Consider the following 20,176-nt stretch of genomic DNA (forward strand, 5'->3'; position numbering starts at 1 on the left):
CGATATCACCCCAAACCCCCGCGTCTCACGTGGCGGAAAACACGGCCCAAGGTGCGTTACCGGGCCCTAAGCTCCTTGACATGCAGGTGATCCAGTCGACCAAGCTCGCCAACGTCTGTTACGAGATCCGGGGCCCGGTGCTCGAGGAGGCGATGCGGCTCGAGTCGGCGGGGCATCGGATCCTCAAGCTGAACACCGGAAATCCGGCCGCGTTCGGCTTCGAGTGCCCGCCCGAGATCCTGGAGGACATCCTCCGCAATGTGTCGTCGGCCCATGGGTACGGCGACGCGAAGGGGCTGCTCGCCGCGCGCCGGGCCGTCGTCATGCACAACCAGACCCTCGGCATCGAGACCGACGTCGAGCACGTCTTCATCGGCAACGGCGTCTCCGAGCTGATCGTCATGGCGATGCAGGGACTGCTGGACGACGGGGACGAGGTCCTCGTACCCGCGCCCGACTACCCCCTGTGGACCGCCGCCGTGTCCCTGTCCGGCGGCACCGCCGTGCACTACCGGTGCGACGAGCAGGCCGACTGGATGCCCGACCTCGCCGACATCGAGCGCAAGGTCACCGATCGCACCAAGGCCATCGTCATCATCAACCCCAACAATCCGACGGGGGCCGTGTACGACGAGGCCATGCTCCGCGGGCTCACCGACATCGCCCGGCGGCACAATCTGCTGGTCTGCTCGGACGAGATCTACGACAAGATCCTCTACGACGGCGCCACGCACACCCCGACCGCCGCCGTCGCGCCCGACCTGCTCACCCTCACCTTCAACGGCATGTCCAAGGCCTACCGGGTCGCCGGGTACCGGGTGGGATGGATGTCGATCTCGGGCCCCCGCGCCCACGCCGACTCCTACATCGAGGGCCTCACCATCCTCGCGAACATGCGGCTGTGCGCGAACATGCCCGGTCAGCACGGAGTCGTGGCCGCCCTCAGCGGGCGGCAGTCCATCAACGACCTGGTGCTGCCCGGGGGGCGGCTGAAGGAGCAGATGGATGTCGCGTACGAGCTGCTGACGCAGATTCCCGGCGTGACGTGCGTACGGCCGAAGGGGGCGCTGTATCTCTTCCCGCGCCTCGACCCCAAGGTCTTCAAGATCAAGGACGACCGGCAGATGGTCCTGGACCTGCTGCGACGCGAGAAGATCATGGTCGTCCAGGGCTCCGGCTTCAACTGGCCCGAGTCGGACCACTTCCGCGTGGTGACGCTCCCGACGGCCACGGATCTGCGGGACGCGGTGGGGCGGATCGGGCGGTTCCTCGACGGTTACAGCCAGCCCTGACCCTCACGCTGTGTGTACAAGCGGTCCTCTATTGCGAACGGCTCAACTTTAGACGAAATCTAAGCTAGGATGGCTTCCTGTCAGAGCACAGGAGGCCATCCCCATGTACGAACCGATCCGCACCAAGTCGGTCCACAGCACGATGGCCGGCACCCACTCCGACTTCCCCCATCGCTCGCGCGAGGAGGAGCTGGACATCCAGCTCGCGGGTCACCTCGCGGCGCTGCTCGCCGTCACGGACGAGCTGCGCGCGCTGGAGCCGTCCGCCGACCTCGACTCGGCCGCCGAACGGCTCGCCGGGCAGGTGGCCAGGCTGCGGGGAGCGCGTACGCCGGCCCGCGCCGTGGCCTCCGGCGGCGAGCCGAAGCCCCCGGCGCTGCATCGCCGGGCGCACACCCTGGCCGGGCGGGCCCTGGTCGTCGCGGCGTCCCGGGCGGACACCGCCGCCGCGATCCTCGCCGCCGAGCGCATGGATGCGCACAGCGCTGCGCTGGCCGAGCCGCAGGAACTGACCGGCGTCGGCTGACACCCCCAGAACGGCCCCGGTCCGCGTGCACCCGCAGCGACGCGCGGACCGGGTGCCACAGCACTGCGTTGGCTTGGGCCGTTCATCGCCGTAGGAGTTTCGCGTACGGCGGCTGCGGCTTCCATGTGACTGGTCGCGCCCACGCGGCTGCCTGGCGGACGTCGAGCTGTCGGTGACGGCCGCCGCGCGGCTGCGCGAACTCACCGGGTTGCTGGGCGCGCACAGGCGAAGGCCTGTCGCCGTGGTCGTCCCGTCGGGGCGGACGGGGATCACGGCGACAGGCCCAGAGCCACGCACGCCGTTGTACGCGGCTTCGCCGCTCCACACCGCGGCCGGCCGTGACGATCACTGGTCAGGGCACATCCGGACCGGCCGCGGAGCCTGTGTCGGGCGGGACTCAGCCCAGCCGCTGCACCAGGGCGTGGTACTCGTCCCACAGCTCCTTCGGCGTGTGGTCGCCGAAGGTGTTCAGGTGCTCGGGGATCAGCGCGGCCTCCTCGCGCCAGACCTCCTTGTCGACGGTGAGGAGGAAGTCCAGGTCGGAGTCCGACAGTTCGAGGCCGTCGGCGTCCAGGGCCTCCTTGGTCGGCAGGATGCCGATGGGGGTCTCGACGCCCTCCGCCTTGCCCTCCAGGCGCTCGACGATCCACTTCAGGACGCGGCTGTTCTCGCCGAAGCCGGGCCAGACGAACTTGCCCTCGTCGTTCTTGCGGAACCAGTTGACGTAGTAGATCTTCGGCAGCTTGGACTGGTCCTTGCCCTTGGCCACGTCGACCCAGTGGGCCATGTAGTCGCCCATGTTGTAGCCGCAGAAGGGGAGCATGGCGAAGGGGTCGCGGCGCAGTTCGCCGACCTTGCCCTCGGCGGCGGCGGTCTTCTCGCTGGCCACGTTGGCGCCGAGGAAGACGCCGTGGTTCCAGTCGAAGGACTCCGTCACCAGCGGTACGGCGGTGGCGCGGCGGCCACCGAAGAGGATCGCCGAGATCGGCACGCCCTTGGGGTCCTCCCACTCCGGCGCGATGATCGGGCACTGGGAGGCGGGCACGGTGAAGCGGGCGTTGGGGTGGGCGGCCGGGGTCTCGGAGTCCGGCGTCCAGTCGTTGCCCTTCCAGTCGGTGAGGTGGGCCGGGGTCTCCTCCGTCATGCCCTCCCACCAGATGTCGTTGTCGTCCGTCAGCGCCACGTTGGTGAAGACGGAGTTGCCCCACAGGGTCTTCATCGCGTTGGCGTTGGTGTGCTCACCGGTGCCGGGCGCGACGCCGAAGAAGCCGGCCTCGGGGTTGATGGCGTACAGGCGGCCGTCCTCGCCGAAGCGCATCCAGGCGATGTCGTCGCCGATCGTCTCGACCGTCCAGCCGGAGATCGTGGGCTCCAGCATGGCGAGGTTGGTCTTGCCGCAGGCCGACGGGAAGGCGGCGGCGACGTACTTGGACTCGCCCTGCGGCGGGGTGAGTTTGAGGATCAGCATGTGCTCGGCGAGCCAGCCCTCGTCGCGGGCCATGACGGAGGCGATGCGCAGGGCGTAGCACTTCTTGCCGAGCAGGGCGTTGCCGCCGTAGCCGGAGCCGTAGGACCAGATCTCGCGGCTCTCCGGGAAGTGGGAGATGTACTTGGTCGGGTTGCAGGGCCAGGGGACGTCCTCCTGGCCCTCCTCCAGCGGGGCGCCGACGGAGTGCACGGCCTTCACGAAGAAGCCGTCCTCACCGAGCTCGTCGAGGACGGCCTGGCCCATCCGGGTCATCGTGCGCATGGAGACGGCGACGTACGCCGAGTCGGTGATCTCCACGCCGATGGCGGAGAGTTTCGAGCCGAGCGGGCCCATGCAGAACGGCACGACGTACATGGTCCGGCCGCGCATCGAGCCGCGGAAGACGCCCTTCTCGCCGGAGAAGACCTCGCGCATCTCGGCGGGGTCCATCCAGTGGTTCGTCGGGCCCGCGTCCTCCTCCTTCTCGGAGCAGATGAAGGTCCGGTCCTCGACGCGCGCGACGTCGGTCGGGTCGGAGGCGGCGTAGTACGAGTTGGGGCGCTTGATCGGGTCGAGCTTCTTGAAGGTGCCCTTCGCGACGAGCTCCTCGCACAGACGCTCGTACTCGGCCTCGGATCCGTCACACCAGACCACGCTGTCCGGCTGCGTCAGTTCGGCGATCTCGTTCACCCACGAGACCAGTTCGCGGTGGTTGGTGGGGACGACGGGGGGAGCCGCGATGTCGCGCGCCACGGTTGCTCCTAAGTGAGGGATTTTTGTCCTTAATATGCCCTTGTATGCCCCGTGGGGGCCGCGACCCGGATGCTTCGCGGACTGATCTTCCGCGCTCATCCGGTGCCGACCGCACTCATTTGATCATCCGACGCGTCTGCGCATATGTCCAGAGGGCGTCACAGGTGAGCGGCGTGAGCATCGCCACTCATGCCGATGTTTTCGATGCGTCACCACGGATTCACCCCGGGTGCGCCCCCACCGAGTACCCCGTGAGACGATGGCCACTTCCAGGCGCCCATATGACCGCGCTGATACACGACTTACGACTCCGTAGGTACGATTTCCCGCATGACTGCGCCTGCCCCCGACGCGCCCACGGACTCGCCGGCCGCCGGCCGCGGTCCCGCCGCGCCCTCCCTGCCACACCAGATCAAGCAGCAGGTCACCCAGCACATCACCGAGCCGATCAAGCCCAAGCTCCGCGGCTGGCTGCACCTGGGCATGTTCCCGGCCGTCCTGGTCGCGGGGCTGGTGCTCACCGCCCTCGCGGACTCGACCCGGGGCCGTATCGCCTGCGGGATCTATGCCCTCACGGCCTGCCTGCTGTTCGGCGTCAGCGCCCTGTACCACCGGGGCAACTGGAGCCCCCGCATGGACGGCATCCTGCGCCGGCTGGATCACGCCAACATCTTCCTGATCATCGCGGGCACCTACACCCCGCTGACGATGCTGCTCCTGCCGGACAGCAAGGGCCAGTGGCTGCTGTGGGGCATCTGGGCGGCCGCGCTGGCCGGAATAATCTTCCGGGTCTTCTGGGTGGGCGCCCCGCGCTGGCTCTACACCCCCTGCTACATCGCGATGGGCTGGGCGGCCGTCTTCTTCCTGCCGGACTTCATGCGCACCGGCGGCATCGCGGTGCTGGTCCTGGTGATCGTGGGCGGTGTCCTCTACAGCGCGGGTGGCGTGATCTACGGCATCAAGCGGCCGAACCCGTCACCGCGCTGGTTCGGCTTCCACGAGGTGTTCCACTCCTTCACGCTGGCCGCGTTCGTCGTGCACTACGTGGGGATCTCGCTGGTGGCATACCAGCACGCGTAGCCCGCACACCACTCCGAAGGGCCACGGCTCCCAGCCGTGGCCTTTTTGCATGCCGGAATCGATTGACAGTCTCTATATTTTGAGAGCTACTCTCATTTCGGGCCGTTTAGCACTGGGGGAGGATGGCGGACGCGTACATCGTCGTCTTCGCCGCGCTGATGCTGCCCGCCGGACTGCTCGGCAGCCGCTTCGGGCGGCAGCGGATGCTGATCACCGGGCTCGGGATCTTCCTCGCCGGCTCGCTGGTCGGCGCGCTGGCCGGGAACGTCGACGCGGTGATCGCCGCGCGGGCGGTGATGGGCGTCGGAGCGGCGCTGGTGACCCCGCTCGCCCTCTCCGTCCTGCCCTCGCTGTTCGCCCCCGACGAGCGCACGAAGGCCGTCGGCATCATCGCCGCCGCCTCGGCGCTCTTCCTGGTCAACGTCCCGATGGCCGCGCTCGGCATCGCCGCCTGCGTCTTCCTGCTCCCGGAGACCAAGGACCCCGCCTCCCCCAAGGTCGACACCGTCTCCACCGCGCTCACCGCGACCGGCCTCGGCGCGCTGGTCTACGCGATCATCGAGGCGCCCACGCGCCGCTGGGGCGATGCGCTGGTGCTCGGCATGCTCGGCGCCTCCGTCGTCCTGATCGCCGCCCTGGTGCTGCGCGAACGGCGCGTCGAGCGGCCCATGCTCGACATGACGCTGCTCGCCCACCGCGGCTTCCTGTTCAACACCGTCGCCGCGACCCTGGTGATGTTCGTGCTGTCCGGCCTGCTGTTCGTGCTGCCGCCCTACCTCCAGGCCGTCCTCGGCCACGACGCCCTCGGCACCGGCGTCGGGCTGCTGCCGATGATGGGCGGTCTCCTGGTCGCCTCGCGGACGGCCCCGCCGGTCGTCGTCCGCTTCGGTGCGCGGGCCACGGTGAGCGCGGGCCTGGTGGTGCTGGCCTTCGCCGGGCTCCTCGGCAGCCGTACGACGGTCGACTCGGGCTACGGCTTCACCGCGCTGTGACTCTCCCTCACCGGTCTCGGCTTCGGCTTCGCGCTCATCCCGGCGATGAACAACGCCCTGGGCACCCTGCCCCGCGACCGCGCCGGCCGGGGGTGCCCTCACGCCCCTGAGGCAGTGGGGGAGGCGGAGGGCTCCTGATGACGCTCCGCCAGGTCGGCGGCGCGATCGGCATCGCCCTGCTTGGCGACCTGCTCCCCGGCACCTTCCGGGACCGGCTCGACGTCACCGGGCTGCCCGCGCGGGCCGCCGACACCGCCCGGGAGTCCGTGGTCGCGGCGCACCTCGTCGCCGAGCGGACGGGCTCGGCGGAGCTGGCGGCCTCCGCGGACAGCGCGTACGTCCACGGCATGGGTGTCGCCCTGCTGGTGCACACGCCCCCGGACATGGCTGACGCGCAGGCCGATGCCCGACAATGACCCCCATGACACCCGCACGCCCCCTCCCCCTCGGCGACGGCCCCCAGCTGGGACTTCGTGAGCGGAAGAAGATCAAGACCCGGATGGCGATCCGCACCGCGACCTACGCCCTGATCGAGGAACAGGGCTACGACGCCACCACGGTCGAGCAGATCGCCGAGCGCGCCGAGGTGTCGCCGTCCACGGTCTTCCGCTACTTCCCCACCAAGGAGGACATCGTCCTCACGGACGAGTACGACCCGATCCTGCTGGAGGAACTGCGCAAGCGGCCGGCGGACGAGCCGTGGATGGAGTCGCTGCGCCACGTCATGAGGCTGGCCGTCAGCATCGGACTGGAGCAGGAGCCCGAGGCCACCCGGCTGCGGTCGCACCTCATGGTCCAGGTCCCCGCGCTGCGCTCCCGCATGCTGGAGAGCATGTCGGTCACCGGCCGGATGCTCTCCGAGGCCGTCGCCGAGCGCACCGGCCGGGAACGGGACAGCCTGGAAGCCCGGGTCTACACGATGTCCCTCATCGGCGGCCTCGCGGAGATCTCCCTGTATTGGGCCGAGAACGACTTCAAGGACGACCTCCGCGACCTCCTCGACCGCGCGCTCGACGTGATCGAGCACGGCCTCCCCGCGAAAAACACCTGAGGCGGGAGCCCTCGGCCGTGACATCCTGACCAGGTGAACGGACCCGAGATCCACGTCGAATTCGGCCCCGAACTGAGCCTGTTCCTGCCGAACGGACGACGCGAGGGCGCGAGTGCCGTCACCACCGACGGCGTCTCGACCCTCGGCCATGTCGTGGAGTCCCTCGGCGTCCCGCTGACCGAGGTCGGCGCGCTGGTGGTGGACGGCCGTGAGGTGCCCGTGTCGCACGTCCCGGCGGCGGGCGAGTCCGTGGCCGTACGGCCCGTCGAGCGCCCCCAGCGGGTGCCCGGCGCTCCCCTGCGCTTCCTCCTCGACGTCCACCTCGGCACCCTCGCCCGCCGCCTGCGCCTGCTCGGCGTGGACACGGCGTACGAGTCGACGGACATCGGCGACCCGGCGCTCGCCGCCCGCTCGGCCGCCGAGCAGCGGGTGATGCTGAGCCGGGACCGGGGGCTGCTGCGCCGGCGTGAGCTGTGGGCCGGCGCGTTCGTCTACAGCACCCGGCCCGACGAGCAGCTCCGTGACGTCCTGGACCGGTTCCGTCCCGAGCTGCGTCCCTGGACGCGCTGCACGGCCTGCAACGGGCTGCTCAAGGAGGCCAGCAAGGAGGAGGTGGCCGACCAGCTGGAGGGCGGGACGCAGCGGACGTACGACGTCTTCGCGCAGTGCACCGAGTGCGGGCGGGCGTACTGGAAGGGCGCGCACCACGAGCAGCTGGTGGCCATCGTGGAGCGCGCCCTCGCCGACTACGCGAGCTGAGGCTAACGCCTGCTCACATCACCCTTGCCGCAGGCGACCCCGTCCTTGTTGCGGTCCAGCCGCAGCGGATCGTCCTTGCCGTTGACCTTCAGACGGCCGTAGTCGTTCGTCTTCAGCCAGTCGCAGCGGGACTTCGTCGTCGCCTTCACGCCCGGCGGGAAGTCCGTCGGCACGCAGACGTTGGCGGAGCCGTAGTGCCGGTCGCAGCCGGAGACGGTCGGGCTGACCTTCTGGGACGTGCGCTTCTTGCCGGGGCCGGTGACCTTGCCCTTGAGGTCGTCGGCGAAGTTGTGGACGTGCGGTGAGGCGTCCGTGGCGCTGAGGGCCTGCGGGCCCTGGAGGTGCACCCACTTCGCCACCGACGGGACCCCGTTGGCGTCGACCGCGAAGAGCATGTACCAGCCGGGCGGGGCCAGATTGGGGTTGCTCGTCACGTTCAGGTCGACGTTGTTGCCGTCCACCGACAGCGGCAGGTCGACGAAGCGCTGGTTGGGGTCGGAGGAGTGGGTGACGGCGGCCGGGCGGATCAACTCCGCCTTGGCGATGGGCCGGTCGACGGTGATCCGCTGGGTGTCGCCGTAGCTCCACTCGGTGTCGATGAGCGATGTGATCTTCGGGCGCTCGCCCTTGAGGAGATAGGGCGGGGTGTAGACCGACACGTCGTGGTTCCAGGAGCCGTTGCCCGGGTTGTCGCCGGTGGTCATGACGCGGCCGTCGGGCAGGAGGAAGGCGGAGGAGTGGTAGCCGCGCTCCTCCGGGTCGGGCGCCACCGGGTCGAAGGTGTTGGTCGCCGGGTCGTAGAGCGACGTCTCGTAGACCGGGTTGGCCCGGTTGTGCAGCGCGCCGCCCGTCTCCAGGACCTTGCCGTCGGGCAGCAGCACGACGGAGGGGTACATCTTGCCCTGGCCGCCGGTCTGCGGGACCTTGCCGGCGCCGAGGTCGACCTGGCCCTGCGGGAGCGGCGGGCCGGCCACGTAGGACGGGTTGGGCTGCTTGAGGTCGATGACGTCGGTGAGGCGGTTCGCGTCCGGGTTGGAGTCGATGTTGCCGCCGCCGATGGTGAGGACCTTCTGGTCCTGGGCCGGGGGCAGCAGCACGCTCGCGGACTGGTCGCGCTCGTCCTTCTTCTGGAGCCCGGGGACCTGGGTGATGGTGTTGGCGTCGTAGTCGTAGATCGCCGACCCGGTGCCGGGGATGTTGTTGCCGAAGACATGGCTGCCCGAGTAGAAGAGGCGGCCGTCCTGCATCAGGATCATCGACGGGTACAGGCCCCAGTACGACCAGGTCTGCTTGACCTTCCACAGTTCGAGCCACTTCTGCTCGGCGTCCGACCACAGTTCGGCGGCCACCGAACCGGTCGAGTCCTCCTTCAGCCCGCCGAAGGAGATCACGTCACCGTTGCCGAGGATCGTGGCCGACGGGTACCAGTGGCCGTCGTTCATGTCGTTCGTCTTGCTGTACGTCTCCGTGACCGGGTCGAAGACGTACGAGTCCTTGTAGCCCTGGTAGCCGATCGTGCCGTCGGCCGACGGATAGCCCTTGTTGCCGCTCATTACGAGCACCCGCCCGTCGTCGAGCTGGACGTGCCCGGCGCAGAACATGTCCTTGGGCGTGGGGATCTGCTTGTACGTGCCGTTCTGCGGGTCGTAGACCGCGCTGGTGAACGTGCCCGCCGCGAACTTCTCCGGGTCGTTGCCGGAGCCGGCGATCAGCAGCACCTTGCCGTTGTGCAGGACGACGGAGTGCATGGAGCGGACGGGGTTCTTCGTGGGCAGGACGTCCCACTTGCCGTTGGCGCACTCGTCCGCCGTGCCGGTGCACACCGGGGGCGGGACCGGGTCGGCGACCTGTTCCATGGTGTAGTCGTCGGTGGTGGCCGAGCCGGTGCCGTAGACGGAGACGCCCCAGCTGATGCGGTCGGTGCCGACCGGGATCTCGGGGGTGCGGACGGACGCCTGGGTCCACGTCCCCGTCATCTCCAGCGTCTTGAGGTCGGTCCAGTACTGCCAGCCCTTCGTGGTGTCGTGCCGGAAGAGCGTGACGTTGGCATCCGGTGTCGTCGTCTTGTACCAGAGGGACAGGTCGTACTGCTTGCCGACGGTCACCACCGGCGCGCAGTCGGCGGACTCGGTGATCAGTGCCTTGCGGTCGCCGTCGACGCGGCGGGTCAGCTCGACCCTCATCGCCTTGCCGCCGGAGTGGGCGTCGGTGGTCGTGGTGAAGGTGAAGTCGTTGTCGCCCCAGCCGGACTTCTGCCAGCAGTACGGCATGTCGCCGGTGCCCGCCGTCTCGAACCCGGGGTTCTTGATGAGGTTGGCGGCGGAGGCGGACTGGGGTGAGGTGAGCAGGAGGCCTCCGGTGAGGCCCATGACGGCCAGCAGGGCCGTCGTCCGTCCGGATCTCATGCGGTACTCCTTGCTGAGCGGCGCTGTGTTCGTTTGCGGCCCGCGGGGCGCGGCAGATAGACCAGCGCTTCCGTACCGACGAAGCGCAGGACGAAGGTGATGACGAGGGCCAGCGCGGTGGCGGGCAGCACCGCCAGCCCGAACTGCCCGACCAGCAGGGCGATCAGCGGGATGCGCAGCACCAGGTCGGCGTTGGCGAGCAGCGCGAACCGGACCGTGCGGTCGGCCCAGTGGCGGTGTCGACGGCGGTCGCGGAACAGCAGCTTCTCGATGAGCAGGAAGTTCCAGGCCACGCCGAACTGGTTGGCGACGATCTCCGCGGGCAGGTAGTGCAGTCCCGCCTGGGTCATCGCCCACAGGGCAGTCAGGTTCGGCACGAAGCCGGTCAGCCCGATCAGCCCGAACACCACCATCCGGGCCAGCGGATCGGCCGTACGCAGCCCGGCGAGGTGCCGCAGGAAGCGCCGCCCCTCGGCCGCCGTGGACTTGGACTCCCCCGCGAACCGCTCCTGGAACACGAACGGCACCTCGGTGACCCTGCGCGGGCGGCTGCGGACCGCCAGCTCCAGCAGGATCTTGTAGCCGAGCGGCTTGAGCGCCTCCGCGGCGATGTCGCTGCGGCGGATGGCGAAGAAGCCGCTCATCGGGTCGCTGATGCCGTGCAGCCGGCGCGGGAAGAGGGACTTGGTCAGCCAGGTCGCCGCCCGTGACACGGCCACGCGGTAGCTGCCCGCGAGCCCGGCCCGGCTGCCGCCCTTGACGTACCGGGAGGCGACGACGAGCCCGGCGTTCGCGCGTTCCCCGGTGGCGACCAGTTCCGGCACGAGGGACGGCGGGTGCTGGCAGTCGCCGTCCATGACGACGATCCAGTCCGACCCGGCCGCCTTCATGCCCTCGACGACCGCGCCGCCGAGCCCGCCGACGGGTTCGTCCCGGTGGATGACGGTGACGGGGAACGGGCAGTCCTGCGCGGCCTCCTTGACGACCCGCGGGGTGTCGTCGGTGGAGTCGTCCACGAAGACGACCTCGCAGGGCAGCCGGGACGGCACCGATTCGGTGATCTGGTGCAGCAGCTGCCGGACGTTCGCCGACTCGTTGAAGGTCGGCACGACGATGGTGACGGCACCCGGCTCGGGGACCTCGACCGCCTGTACCGCCGGGTCGCCCAACTCCTCGGGGACGACGGACTCGTGACTCATCGAACCCCTCCCGAGGCCGCCTGGATCTGCCGGATCTCGATCCGGTCCGCACCGCTGCCGAACACCGCGACCGGCGTCGAGTGCTCCATGGCCGCCCTGACGTTGGGCAGGTCGACCGCGTCCCGCCGCACCGTCGGCGAGGCGACGACATAGTCGAGGTCCCGCCAGCCGCCCGGCATCGTCTTCGTCACGGCCGGGTCGAGGTCGGCCTTGTAGAACCAGATGACGCCGAGCCCGGGCCTGTACCCGGCGTGCACCAGGTCCAGCCACAGCGCGTCGTCGACCAGGACCCGGGTGCCTCTCGGGTCCTCGACCTCGGTGGCCAGCCACTTCGAGGCGGCCTGGTAGGGCGCGTTGGCGTCGGTGGTGACGGCGGTGCGGGCGCCGTCGTACCAGCGCGGGACGACATAGGCGCCTGCGGCGATCGCGAGTACGGCCGCGAGGGCGTACCGGCCGCCGGTGACGTACCGGTTCTCGGCCTCGGACCGCCGGCGCCGCAGTACGGCGTGGGCGACGGAGGCCGTTCCGCCGGCGAGGACGAGGGCGAGGAAGGGCAGCGCCTGGATGACGTACATGGCGGGCAGGTAGCCGCTGGGGCGCATGGCCACCAGGGCGAGGACCACCACCGTGCACGACGGTCCGGCCAGCGCGCGGGCGGTCACCGACCAGCGCCAGGTGACCAGGAGCAGCAGCGCGCCCGCGAGCCCGCCGACGATGAGGACACGGTCGTAGTAGAGCCACGACTGGAGCACGCCGTGGGAGCCGGAGCCCTGGTCGAGGATGAAGCCCGAACCGGGTCTGGTCATCTGGTACCTGATGCCGTCCCAGAGCGAGACGTGTCCGCTGCCCGGGAACAGCTCGCCCTTGAGCAGGGCGAACAGGGGGTAGGACAGGCCGATCAGCGCGCAGGCGGTGACGGCGCCGGTCACGGCGAATTTGCGGGTGTCGCGGTGGCTGTGCCGCCACATGGTGATGAGGACGGCCGGGAGGACGAAGAGCATCGTCTCCTTGGTCAGCACGGCCGTGGCGGCGGCGATCCCGGCCCCGAAGTGGTGCCACAGGTGGCGGCTCGGGGAGGCGGCGAGGGCGAACGCGAGGAGCGTCCACATCACCGCGAGGTTGTCGAGGAAGATCTCCCGTTGCAGGACCACCGACAGGGGCGACAGTCCGAACAGGACCATGCCGAGCCCGGCCGCCCAGCGCGGCAGGGACAGCCGCCGCCCGAGCACGTACACCAGGACCGCGCTGACCGCGCTGATGACGAGCATCGCGGCGCGCATGGTGCCGACGGTCATCGACTCGGGGCTGAGCGCGGCCGGTATCCAGGTCAGCAGGGCTATCTGGATCCAGCCGAGGGGCGGGTGGTCGTACCAGTACGTGTAGTGGGCGAGGCCCCGGCCCTCCTGGACCGCCCAGGCCTGGGCGAGGTAGGTGCCCTCGTCGTCGCTGAGGGTGGGGTAGTCGGCGATGTTCCAGCCCTGCACGGTGAGGATCGCGACCAGGAGCACGCCGCACAGGATCAGGTCGGGTCGGGACGAACGCAGCCGCTTCGGCGGGGTTGTTCGACTGGTCGAACGCGCCTCAGGCGCAGGCTGCCGCTGCGCGGGGACCTTCGGAGTGGTCACCGCGGGAAGGGTGGAGGTCACGCAGGGACGTCCTCTCGGAGGTCTCGGGTCGCTTCGGCGCTGGTGAGGTGTGCGCCGACGTGGGTGGTCAACTCCCAGTCGTTGCGGCCGCGCTGTTCGCGCCATACGGCGCGGACGGCGGCCCCGGCGAGGAGGACCTGGTAGAAGGGGCCGCCCACGATGAGCTTCACGTAGTGGACGAAGCGGACGCGAAGCCCGTACTGCTTGCCGAAGTCGTGCAGTCCGACGACCTCGAAGACGAAGGTGACGAGCGCGGTGACGGCCGGCAGGAAGGTGATGAACGCGATGCCCACCGGCACGTCCAGGAAGAGGGCGATCGCCACGTTGAGCGGGATGATCAGGCCGGTGAAGGCCTGCAGGAACGGTGTGGTGAGGGTGTAGCGGGCGAGCAACCGCTGCCCGAAGGTGGGCAGTTGCCTCCAGTCCTTCTTCCGGTAGACCTGCAGGAAGCCCTGGTTCCAGCGGGTGCGCTGCTTCAGCAGCGACATCAGGCTGCCGGGCGTCTCCTCCTTGGTCACCATGTCGGAGTCGTAGGCGACGACGACCTTCTTGCCGACGCTGGAGAGCCGCACGCCCAGATCGCAGTCCTCGGCGAGGCAGTCGGGATCCCAGCCGTCGGCACCTCGCAGCACGTCGGTGCGGACGAAGACGGTGTTGCCGCCGAGCGGGATGAACCCCTTCTGGGCGTGCAGATGCAGCCGGGAACGGAACCAGAAGAAGTACTCCAGGCAGTTGCGCAGGCTGTACCAGCTGGAGTGGAAGTTGATGAGCTGGACCCCGCCCTGGACGACGTCCGCCCCGGTCGTGCGGAACGCGTGGTCGACATGCGCGAGGAGCTCGGGGTGGACCTGGTCCTCGGCGTCGAACACCCCGACGACGTCGCCGCGGCAGTGCGGCAGCGCCGTGTTCATGGCCTTCGGCTTGTTCTTCTTCTCGTGGGTGTCGACGACGACCCGCACCCGCGGGTCACGGGCGGCGGCCCGCTCGGCGACCTCGCTGGTCTCCGGGTCGTCGTGCCCGACGATGACGATGATCTCGAAGTCGGTGTGGGTCGACTCCAGCAGCCGCTGGATCGTGTGGTCCAGCACGGCCTGTTCGTGCCGGGCCGGCAACAGCAGCGAGAACGACACGTGCTCGCCGCCGTCCGGTCTGCTGAACCGGGTGGAGGCGAGCACCTCGGGCGTGCGCCACGCGTGCATCTGCCACCACAGGGTGAAGGCCGCCATCCAGAACAAGGCCAGCGAGACGACGGCTATGAAGACAGACGTCAACAAACAGATCCCCCCAGATCCCCAATGCCCCCTGTCGCAACGGTGAGTTACAGCCGTCGCGTCACTGTGCAGAGATTAGGGGGGAACTGTGAAGCGTGTGGGCCGTTCCGATAAATAGCTTGTTTCGGAACGGTGCGGTGGAAAGCGCGACCTAACCGAACACTTGCCCAATTCGGGCAGCTGAAACAGCGCCCTCCGCTTCCGTTTCGGCTGCTCAGCTCCTCAGCGCCGTGCGCAGTCGCTCCGGATCGGTCGTCGGGGCGTCACAGGTGAAATTACGGCAGACATACGCGGCCGGTTCACCGCCGACGAGCGGCCGGTCGGCGAGGAGCGGGAGTTCGTCACTGTCCGGAGTCCCGACGGCCACGACGGCTCCGGGCGCGGTGGCCAGAAGTGCCGTACGGTGCAGGGTCCTTGTGGCCTGCTCGTCGAGGCTCGGCCCGACGATCGCGACCTCTCGGGGCCCGTCGAGGTTGGCCTCGGCGACGGCCAGACCCCAGCCGACGAAGCGCGGGACGCGCGGTCCGAGGGCCTTGACGACGCCCAGCGCCTTCTCGGCGGCGGCGCGGTGGGGCGCGGAGCCGGTCTGCGCGGCGTAGGACAGCAGGGCGCCGGCCGCCGCGCTCCAGCCGGAGGGGGCGGCGTTGTCGGTGGGGTCCTGGGGGCGGCGGATCAGCTGCTCGGCGTCGGCGGCGGTGTCGTAGAGGGCACCGGACTCCTCGTCGGTGAAGCGGGCGAGCACGTGGTCGAGCAGGAACCCGGCGAAGTCCAGCCAGACGCCCTCGCCGGTGACGGAGGCGAGCGCCAGGAAGCCCTCGGCGACATCGCCGTAGTCCTCCAGGACACCGGCGTTGGCGCCGACCTGGCCGTCCTTGCTGGTGCGGGCGAGGCGGGCGGCGTCGTCGAGGTGCAGCCGGACGAGGAGGTCGGCGGCGGCGAGCGCGGCGTCCACGAGGTCGGGGCGGTCGAAGTAGGCGCCGGTCTCGGCGAGGGCGGCGATCGCGAGGCCGTTCCAGGCGGCGACGATCTTGTCGTCCCGGCCGGGCGCGGGGCGTTCGCTTCTCCTGTCCAGCAGCCGCTGCCGGATGGACGCGATCCTGTCGGCGTCGAACAGCTCGTCCTGCTGCGGGAGCTGGAGCACGGAGGAGCCGTGCTCGAAGGTGCCCTCCTCGGTGACCCCGAAGTACCGGGCGGCGAGCTCGGCGTCGTCGTCGCCGAGCGTCTCGCGCAGCTGCCGCGGGGTCCACACGTAGTACGCGCCCTCGACGTGCCTGCCGGTCCCGTCGTCGCTGTCGGCGTCGAGCGCGGAGGCGAACCCGCCCTCGTTGGTGCGCAGCTCACGCACCATGAAGTCGGCGGTTTCGAGGGCGACGCGGCGGGCGAGCTCGGAGCCGGTGGCGCGCCAGAGGTGGGCGTAGCCGCGGCACAGCAGGGCGTTGTCGTACAGCATCTTCTCGAAGTGCGGCACGATCCAGTCGCGGTCGACGGAGTACCGCGCGAAACCGCCGCCGAGCTGGTCGTAGATGCCGCCCCGGGCCATGCGCTCGCAGGTGTCCTGGGCCATCTGGAGAGCGCCCTCGGAGCCGGTGCGGGCGTGGTGCCGCAGCAGGAACTCGATCACCATGGACGGCGGGAACTTCGGCGCGCCGCCGAATCCGCCGCGCTGCGGGTCGTACTCCCGGGTGAGCCCGAGCAGCGCCTGCGCGAGCTCCTGCTCGCCGGGTGCCTCGGTGCCGCCGAAGGAGATCTCCCGCCCGGCGAGGTCGCGCACGATCTTCCCCGCGACCTCGGCGACCTCGTCCCGCCGGTCCGCCCAGGCGCTGTGCACGCCCTCCAGGACCTGCCGGAAGGAGGGCATGCCGTGCCGGGAAGCGGGCGGGAAGTAGGTGCCGAAGTAGAAGGGCTCGGCGTCCGGGGTGAGAAAGACGGTCATGGGCCAGCCGCCCTGGCCGGTGGCCGCCTGGACGGCCTCCATGTAGACGGCGTCCACGTCGGGGCGTTCCTCGCGGTCGACCTTGATGTTGACGAAGTGGGCGTTGAGGTAGTCGGCGGTCTCCTGGTCCTCGAAGGACTCGTGCGCCATCACATGGCACCAGTGACAGCTGCTGTAACCGACACTGAGCAGCACCGGCACATTGCGTTTCCGCGCCTCCTCGAAGGCCTCCCCGGACCAGGGCCACCAGTCGACGGGGTTGTCGGCGTGCTGAAGGAGGTACGGGGACGTCTCGTGCGCCAGTCGGTTCGGCATGGGGTCCATCCTGCCGCAGTACCCGCGCGGGACAGGGCATCACAGGGGCGGTGATCCGCGCCGGGTGACGAGACCCGCGGCCTCGCAGGCTGCCGGCGCCAGGATCGCCTGCCGCGCCGAAGGCCGCCGTACCGCACCTCGGCCGCGCCTCACCCGCCCCTCCCCCGCACGCGGCCCCTCCCCTCGGCGACTGATCCGCAGGACACTTGACCGACGGAAATCCGGGAAGGGACCGGGAGAAGCCGTTGCCGCCGGAGGGGGACGTGAGATGCGGGACAGCCATCGGACGGAGGCCGAGCGGCTGGTGGCTCGGGCCGTCGAGGAGGAAGTGCGGCGCTCGGGCGGGCGCGTCGACGGGCCGGTGCTGATGTCGCGGGCGCGCGGGGCGCTGGACTCCATGGCGCAGACGGCGGCCGAGGAGTACGCGGCCTATACGCGCGCGCTGGACGAGGCGGAGTCGGGCCGGCTGACGTTCGGGCAGCGGTTCGCCCGGGAGGGCGGCACCACACCCCTGATGGTGGCGGGCGTCGCCGCGGTCGCCGCCGCCGTGTCCGACCTGGCGCTCGGCACCGGCACGGGCACCGCGGTGGGCGCGGGCGTGACCGTCGCCGTGGTGGGTGCGGCGGCGACGGTCGTGAAGGTGGCGGGCACGCATCTGCCGGCCGCGCACCAGCGCGCGGGCGCCGTCGGCCAGCCCGGCGGCCCGGAGCAGCTGCGGCTGCAGTGGCTGACGGCGCTGGAGGTACGGGGCATACGGCCCTTCCTCGACCAGCAGCGGGTGCTGAGCGCGTCCACCGGCCCGAAGAAGACGGGGCCGCGGCTGAAGGGCGCGGACAAGAGCGCGGCGGCCCGTGGGCGCAGTGTGCTGGAGCAGTCGTTCGGCCAACTCCCGGAACCGGTGGGTCCGTTCGCGAGCCGTCGGCAGGAGATGGCCCGCATCCGGCAGTGGGTGCAGGCGGCGCGGGCGAGCACGGAGACGAAGCCGACGGTGGTCGTGCTGCACGGGGCGCCCGGCAGCGGTCGTACGGCACTGGCGGTCCGCGCGGCCCACGATCTGAAGGACCACTTCCGCGGCGCGTGCCTGGTGGACCTGCGCGGCGACACCGCGGAGGAGCCGCCACTGTCGACGCGGGACGCGCTGCTGCATCTGCTGAACCGTCTGGGCGCCCCGCGCGAACAGCTCCTGTTCCGTGAGCGCTCCTCGGCCGACCAGCAGGTGAAGCGGCTGAGCGAGCTCTACCACCAGCACCTCACGGGCCTCCCGGTCACCGTCGTACTGGACGACGCCTCGGACCCGGAGCAGGTCCGCACCCTCGTCCCCGAGCGCTCCGACAGCCTGGTGCTGGTCACCGCCCGCGAACCTCTCGACCTGCCCCCGGACCTCGCCGCCCGGGTGCACCAGCTCCCGGTGGAGGCGCTGGACGCGGCCGGCGCCGAGGAGCTGCTGACGGCGGCGGCGCAGGATGCCTCCGGCCCCTACGACGCCGAATCCGCCGATCTCGTCCGGCAGTTGTGCGGCGGACTGCCGCTCGCGCTGCGCATCGCGGGCTCGTCGCTGGGCCCGCGCTCACCGCGCGCGCTGGCGACGGACCTGGGGGCGTACGGCCCGGTGGAGCCGATCGAGCGGGCCCTGTGGCTGCGCTACACCGACCAGTCGGAGTCGGCGAGACGCCTGCTGCGCCGGCTCGCTCTGGCCGGCCGGGCCTCCCTCGGTGCCGCGGCGGCCGCGGCACTGCTGGCCACCGACGAGGCGGAGGCGACCCGCCGGCTGGCGGCCCTGTCACAGTCGGGTCTGATCGACCACGTCCGCGGCAACCGCTACCGCCTCCACGACCTGGTCCGCGCCTTCGCCCACGCCCGACTCCTCGACGAGGAGGAGCCGGCGGAGCGTACGGCGGCGCAGGAACGGCTGATCGTGAACTACGCCGATCTGGCGGACTCGGTCCTGCGCCTGGTCGACGGCAACATGTCGACCCGCTCGGACCGCTTCAGCCCGCACGGCTTCACCTCGCTGGACGACGCGCTGCGCTGGCTGGACGACGAGTCGAGCTTCATCACGGCGGCGCTCAGACACGCGGAGGACGTGAACCAGGCGGCGGTGCTCAATCTGCTGGGCGCCCTGTGCGACTACTGCCTCCTGCGCGGCGACCTCTACCGCCTCGGCGAGATCAGCGAGCTCGCCCAGGCGGTGGACCAGAGTCTGCTGGTGCGCTCGGTGCAGTGGCGTACCGGCATCGCCGCCCGCCAGCTCGGCGAACTGGACAAGGCCCGCACGACCCTCACCTCGGTGGTCGACCTCTACCTGGAGGCCCACCACGACGCGGGCGCCGCCCGGGCCCTGTGTTCCCTCGGCATCACCCTGCACCACCAGGGCAACCTCACCGAGGCGGCGGCAAAGCTCCGCGAGGCCCTGGATCTGCAGTCGGCGCCCGAACTGGCGACGGACCGCGCCTGGACCATGCACGCGCTGGCGGCGGTCGAACGGGACCGCGGCCGGGTCTCCGAGGCGCTGGACCTGCTGACCGGCTCCCTCGCCCTGCACCGCGCCGGCGAGTCGATCCACGGCGAGGCCTGGGCCCACTTCCAGCTCGGCCAGCTGGCGCTGCGCATGGGCGACGTACCACGCGGGGAGTCGGAACTGCGCACGGCGCTCGAACTGTACGGCCGCACCCGCGACGCCCGCGGCGAGGCCTGGGCCCTCACCCAGCTCTCCCGCACCCGCCTGGTCGCCGGCGACCCGTCACCGGCGGTCGACGGCCTGCGCCAGGCGGCCGCGCGGCACCGGGACAACGAGGACGCGCGCGGCGAGGCATGGTCCGTGTACTACCTGGGTCAGGCCCTGGAGGAGACGGGCAACCTGGATCTGGCCGTACGGGAGCTGGAGCGGTCGCGCACGATGTTCTCGCGGATGCGGGACGTCTACGGCCTGGCGTGTGCCCGGCACCACTCGGCCCGGGTGACGCGGGACCAGCGGGCGGCCCAGACGGGCTCCCTGCGCAACTCCGGTTTCGCACGGCAGCTGCTGGTCGACGCCCGGTCCGACTTCCAGCGCATCGGCGTCGCGCACGGGGAGGCGTGGACGTGTCTGGAGCTGGCGGTGGTGGACGGCGGCAACGCCCGTACGCAGCAGGCGCTGGCCCTGTGCGACGAGGCGGTGCGGCTCTTCGCGTCCTACGGCGACCGCAGGGGCGAGGACTGGGCGCGGTTCCTGCGCTGCACCCTGCTGCCGTACGCGGCACCGGGCGGAGTGGAGATCGGTACGGCCGTGGCGCAGGAGGAACTGGCCCAGCTGTCCCGCACCGGCCATCCGTTGCGGGACGCGAAGCTGGACGAGTACGTGGAGGCGTACCAGCTCCTGCTGGAGCGCGGCGTGAACCTGGAAGCCGGCTGGCAGGCGTGGCGGCTCGGCATGGTGCCGAATCGCCATGCGCGGGAGGTCATGGGGGTGGCGGTGGTGGCCCGGCAGTGACGACGCTGCCGAACCGC

The 20,176-nt window shown here is 70.6% G+C and carries 12 protein-coding genes and 1 pseudogene; 7 read left to right on the forward strand and 6 right to left on the reverse strand.

Annotated features, from left to right (window positions below):
* Nucleotides 1-80 precede the first annotated feature (80 nt).
* Both AQI70_RS17480 and AQI70_RS17485 read left to right on the forward strand, forming a co-directional pair.
* Nucleotides 81-1,292 carry a pyridoxal phosphate-dependent aminotransferase gene (locus AQI70_RS17480; RefSeq protein WP_062150552.1) on the forward strand — a complete coding sequence of 404 codons (1,212 nt, stop codon included), beginning with the start codon at nucleotides 81-83 and terminating at the stop codon, nucleotides 1,290-1,292.
* Between the two features lie 103 nt (nucleotides 1,293-1,395).
* Nucleotides 1,396-1,818 (forward strand): SCO4983 family protein, encoded by a 423-nt coding sequence (locus AQI70_RS17485; RefSeq protein WP_062150555.1) that lies wholly within the window; start codon nucleotides 1,396-1,398, stop codon nucleotides 1,816-1,818.
* 397 nt (nucleotides 1,819-2,215) lie between these two features.
* On the opposite strand, the gene AQI70_RS17490 is transcribed toward AQI70_RS17485, so the two are convergent.
* Nucleotides 2,216-4,039 carry a phosphoenolpyruvate carboxykinase (GTP) gene (locus tag AQI70_RS17490; RefSeq protein WP_062150558.1) on the reverse strand — a complete coding sequence of 608 codons (1,824 nt, stop codon included), beginning with the start codon at nucleotides 4,037-4,039 and terminating at the stop codon, nucleotides 2,216-2,218.
* Between the two features lie 330 nt (nucleotides 4,040-4,369).
* On the opposite strand from AQI70_RS17490, the gene trhA reads away from it, so the two are divergent.
* The 4 genes and pseudogenes from trhA to AQI70_RS17510 all read left to right on the forward strand — a co-directional run bounded on the left by trhA (nucleotide 4,370) and on the right by AQI70_RS17510 (nucleotide 7,921).
* The gene (gene trhA / locus AQI70_RS17495) at nucleotides 4,370-5,119 is read left to right on the forward strand and encodes a PAQR family membrane homeostasis protein TrhA (RefSeq protein WP_062150561.1); all 750 of its coding nucleotides are present in this window, start codon (nucleotides 4,370-4,372) and stop codon (nucleotides 5,117-5,119) included.
* Nucleotides 5,120-5,241: 122 nt separating this feature from the next.
* Nucleotides 5,242-6,527, forward strand: a pseudogene (locus AQI70_RS17500) (MFS transporter).
* 5 nt (nucleotides 6,528-6,532) lie between these two features.
* A complete protein-coding gene (locus AQI70_RS17505; protein ID WP_208607387.1) occupies nucleotides 6,533-7,162 on the forward strand; it encodes a TetR/AcrR family transcriptional regulator in 630 nt (209 codons plus the stop codon).
* A 33-nt stretch (nucleotides 7,163-7,195) separates the two neighbouring features.
* Nucleotides 7,196-7,921 carry a Mut7-C RNAse domain-containing protein gene (locus tag AQI70_RS17510; RefSeq protein ID WP_062150567.1) on the forward strand — a complete coding sequence of 242 codons (726 nt, stop codon included), beginning with the start codon at nucleotides 7,196-7,198 and terminating at the stop codon, nucleotides 7,919-7,921.
* 2 nt (nucleotides 7,922-7,923) lie between these two features.
* On the opposite strand, the gene AQI70_RS17515 is transcribed toward AQI70_RS17510, so the two are convergent.
* The 5 genes from AQI70_RS17515 to AQI70_RS17535 form a co-directional block, all read right to left on the reverse strand.
* On the reverse strand, nucleotides 7,924-10,326 hold the full coding sequence (locus tag AQI70_RS17515; protein ID WP_062150570.1) for a galactose oxidase family protein: 2,403 nt from the start codon (nucleotides 10,324-10,326) through the stop codon (nucleotides 7,924-7,926).
* Nucleotides 10,323-11,525, reverse strand: coding sequence for a glycosyltransferase (locus AQI70_RS17520; protein ID WP_062150573.1), 1,203 nt, complete (start codon nucleotides 11,523-11,525; stop codon nucleotides 10,323-10,325). The genes AQI70_RS17515 and AQI70_RS17520 overlap by 4 nt, the downstream gene beginning before the upstream one ends.
* Nucleotides 11,522-13,171 carry an ArnT family glycosyltransferase gene (locus AQI70_RS17525; RefSeq protein WP_062150576.1) on the reverse strand — a complete coding sequence of 550 codons (1,650 nt, stop codon included), beginning with the start codon at nucleotides 13,169-13,171 and terminating at the stop codon, nucleotides 11,522-11,524. Before AQI70_RS17525 ends, AQI70_RS17520 begins: the two co-directional genes overlap by 4 nt.
* Nucleotides 13,168-14,445 (reverse strand): glycosyltransferase, encoded by a 1,278-nt coding sequence (locus AQI70_RS17530; protein ID WP_062150579.1) that lies wholly within the window; start codon nucleotides 14,443-14,445, stop codon nucleotides 13,168-13,170. Before AQI70_RS17530 ends, AQI70_RS17525 begins: the two co-directional genes overlap by 4 nt.
* 211 nt (nucleotides 14,446-14,656) lie before the next feature.
* Nucleotides 14,657-16,690 carry a thioredoxin domain-containing protein gene (locus AQI70_RS17535; protein WP_062150580.1) on the reverse strand — a complete coding sequence of 678 codons (2,034 nt, stop codon included), beginning with the start codon at nucleotides 16,688-16,690 and terminating at the stop codon, nucleotides 14,657-14,659.
* Nucleotides 16,691-16,958: 268 nt separating this feature from the next.
* On the opposite strand from AQI70_RS17535, the gene AQI70_RS17540 reads away from it, so the two are divergent.
* Complete coding sequence (locus AQI70_RS17540; protein ID WP_062150584.1) at nucleotides 16,959-20,159, forward strand: tetratricopeptide repeat protein; 3,201 nt, start codon at nucleotides 16,959-16,961, stop codon at nucleotides 20,157-20,159.
* Nucleotides 20,160-20,176 lie beyond the last annotated feature (17 nt).

Source organism: Streptomyces curacoi (assembly GCF_001513975.1).
In the GTDB taxonomy this organism is placed as follows: domain Bacteria; phylum Actinomycetota; class Actinomycetes; order Streptomycetales; family Streptomycetaceae; genus Streptomyces; species Streptomyces curacoi.

Bases quoted from the DNA above. Each gene is read 5' to 3' on its own strand.
- AQI70_RS17505 (WP_208607387.1), top strand. From the start codon at position 6,533: ATGACACCCGCACGCCCCCTCCCCCTCGGCGACGGCCCCCAGCTGGGA.
- AQI70_RS17515 (WP_062150570.1), bottom strand. From the start codon at position 10,326: ATGAGATCCGGACGGACGACGGCCCTGCTGGCCGTCATGGGCCTCACC.
- AQI70_RS17520 (WP_062150573.1), bottom strand. From the start codon at position 11,525: ATGAGTCACGAGTCCGTCGTCCCCGAGGAGTTGGGCGACCCGGCGGTA.
- AQI70_RS17480 (WP_062150552.1), top strand. From the start codon at position 81: ATGCAGGTGATCCAGTCGACCAAGCTCGCCAACGTCTGTTACGAGATC.
- trhA (WP_062150561.1), top strand. From the start codon at position 4,370: ATGACTGCGCCTGCCCCCGACGCGCCCACGGACTCGCCGGCCGCCGGC.
- AQI70_RS17535 (WP_062150580.1), bottom strand. From the start codon at position 16,690: ATGCCGAACCGACTGGCGCACGAGACGTCCCCGTACCTCCTTCAGCAC.
- AQI70_RS17540 (WP_062150584.1), top strand. From the start codon at position 16,959: ATGCGGGACAGCCATCGGACGGAGGCCGAGCGGCTGGTGGCTCGGGCC.
- AQI70_RS17485 (WP_062150555.1), top strand. From the start codon at position 1,396: ATGTACGAACCGATCCGCACCAAGTCGGTCCACAGCACGATGGCCGGC.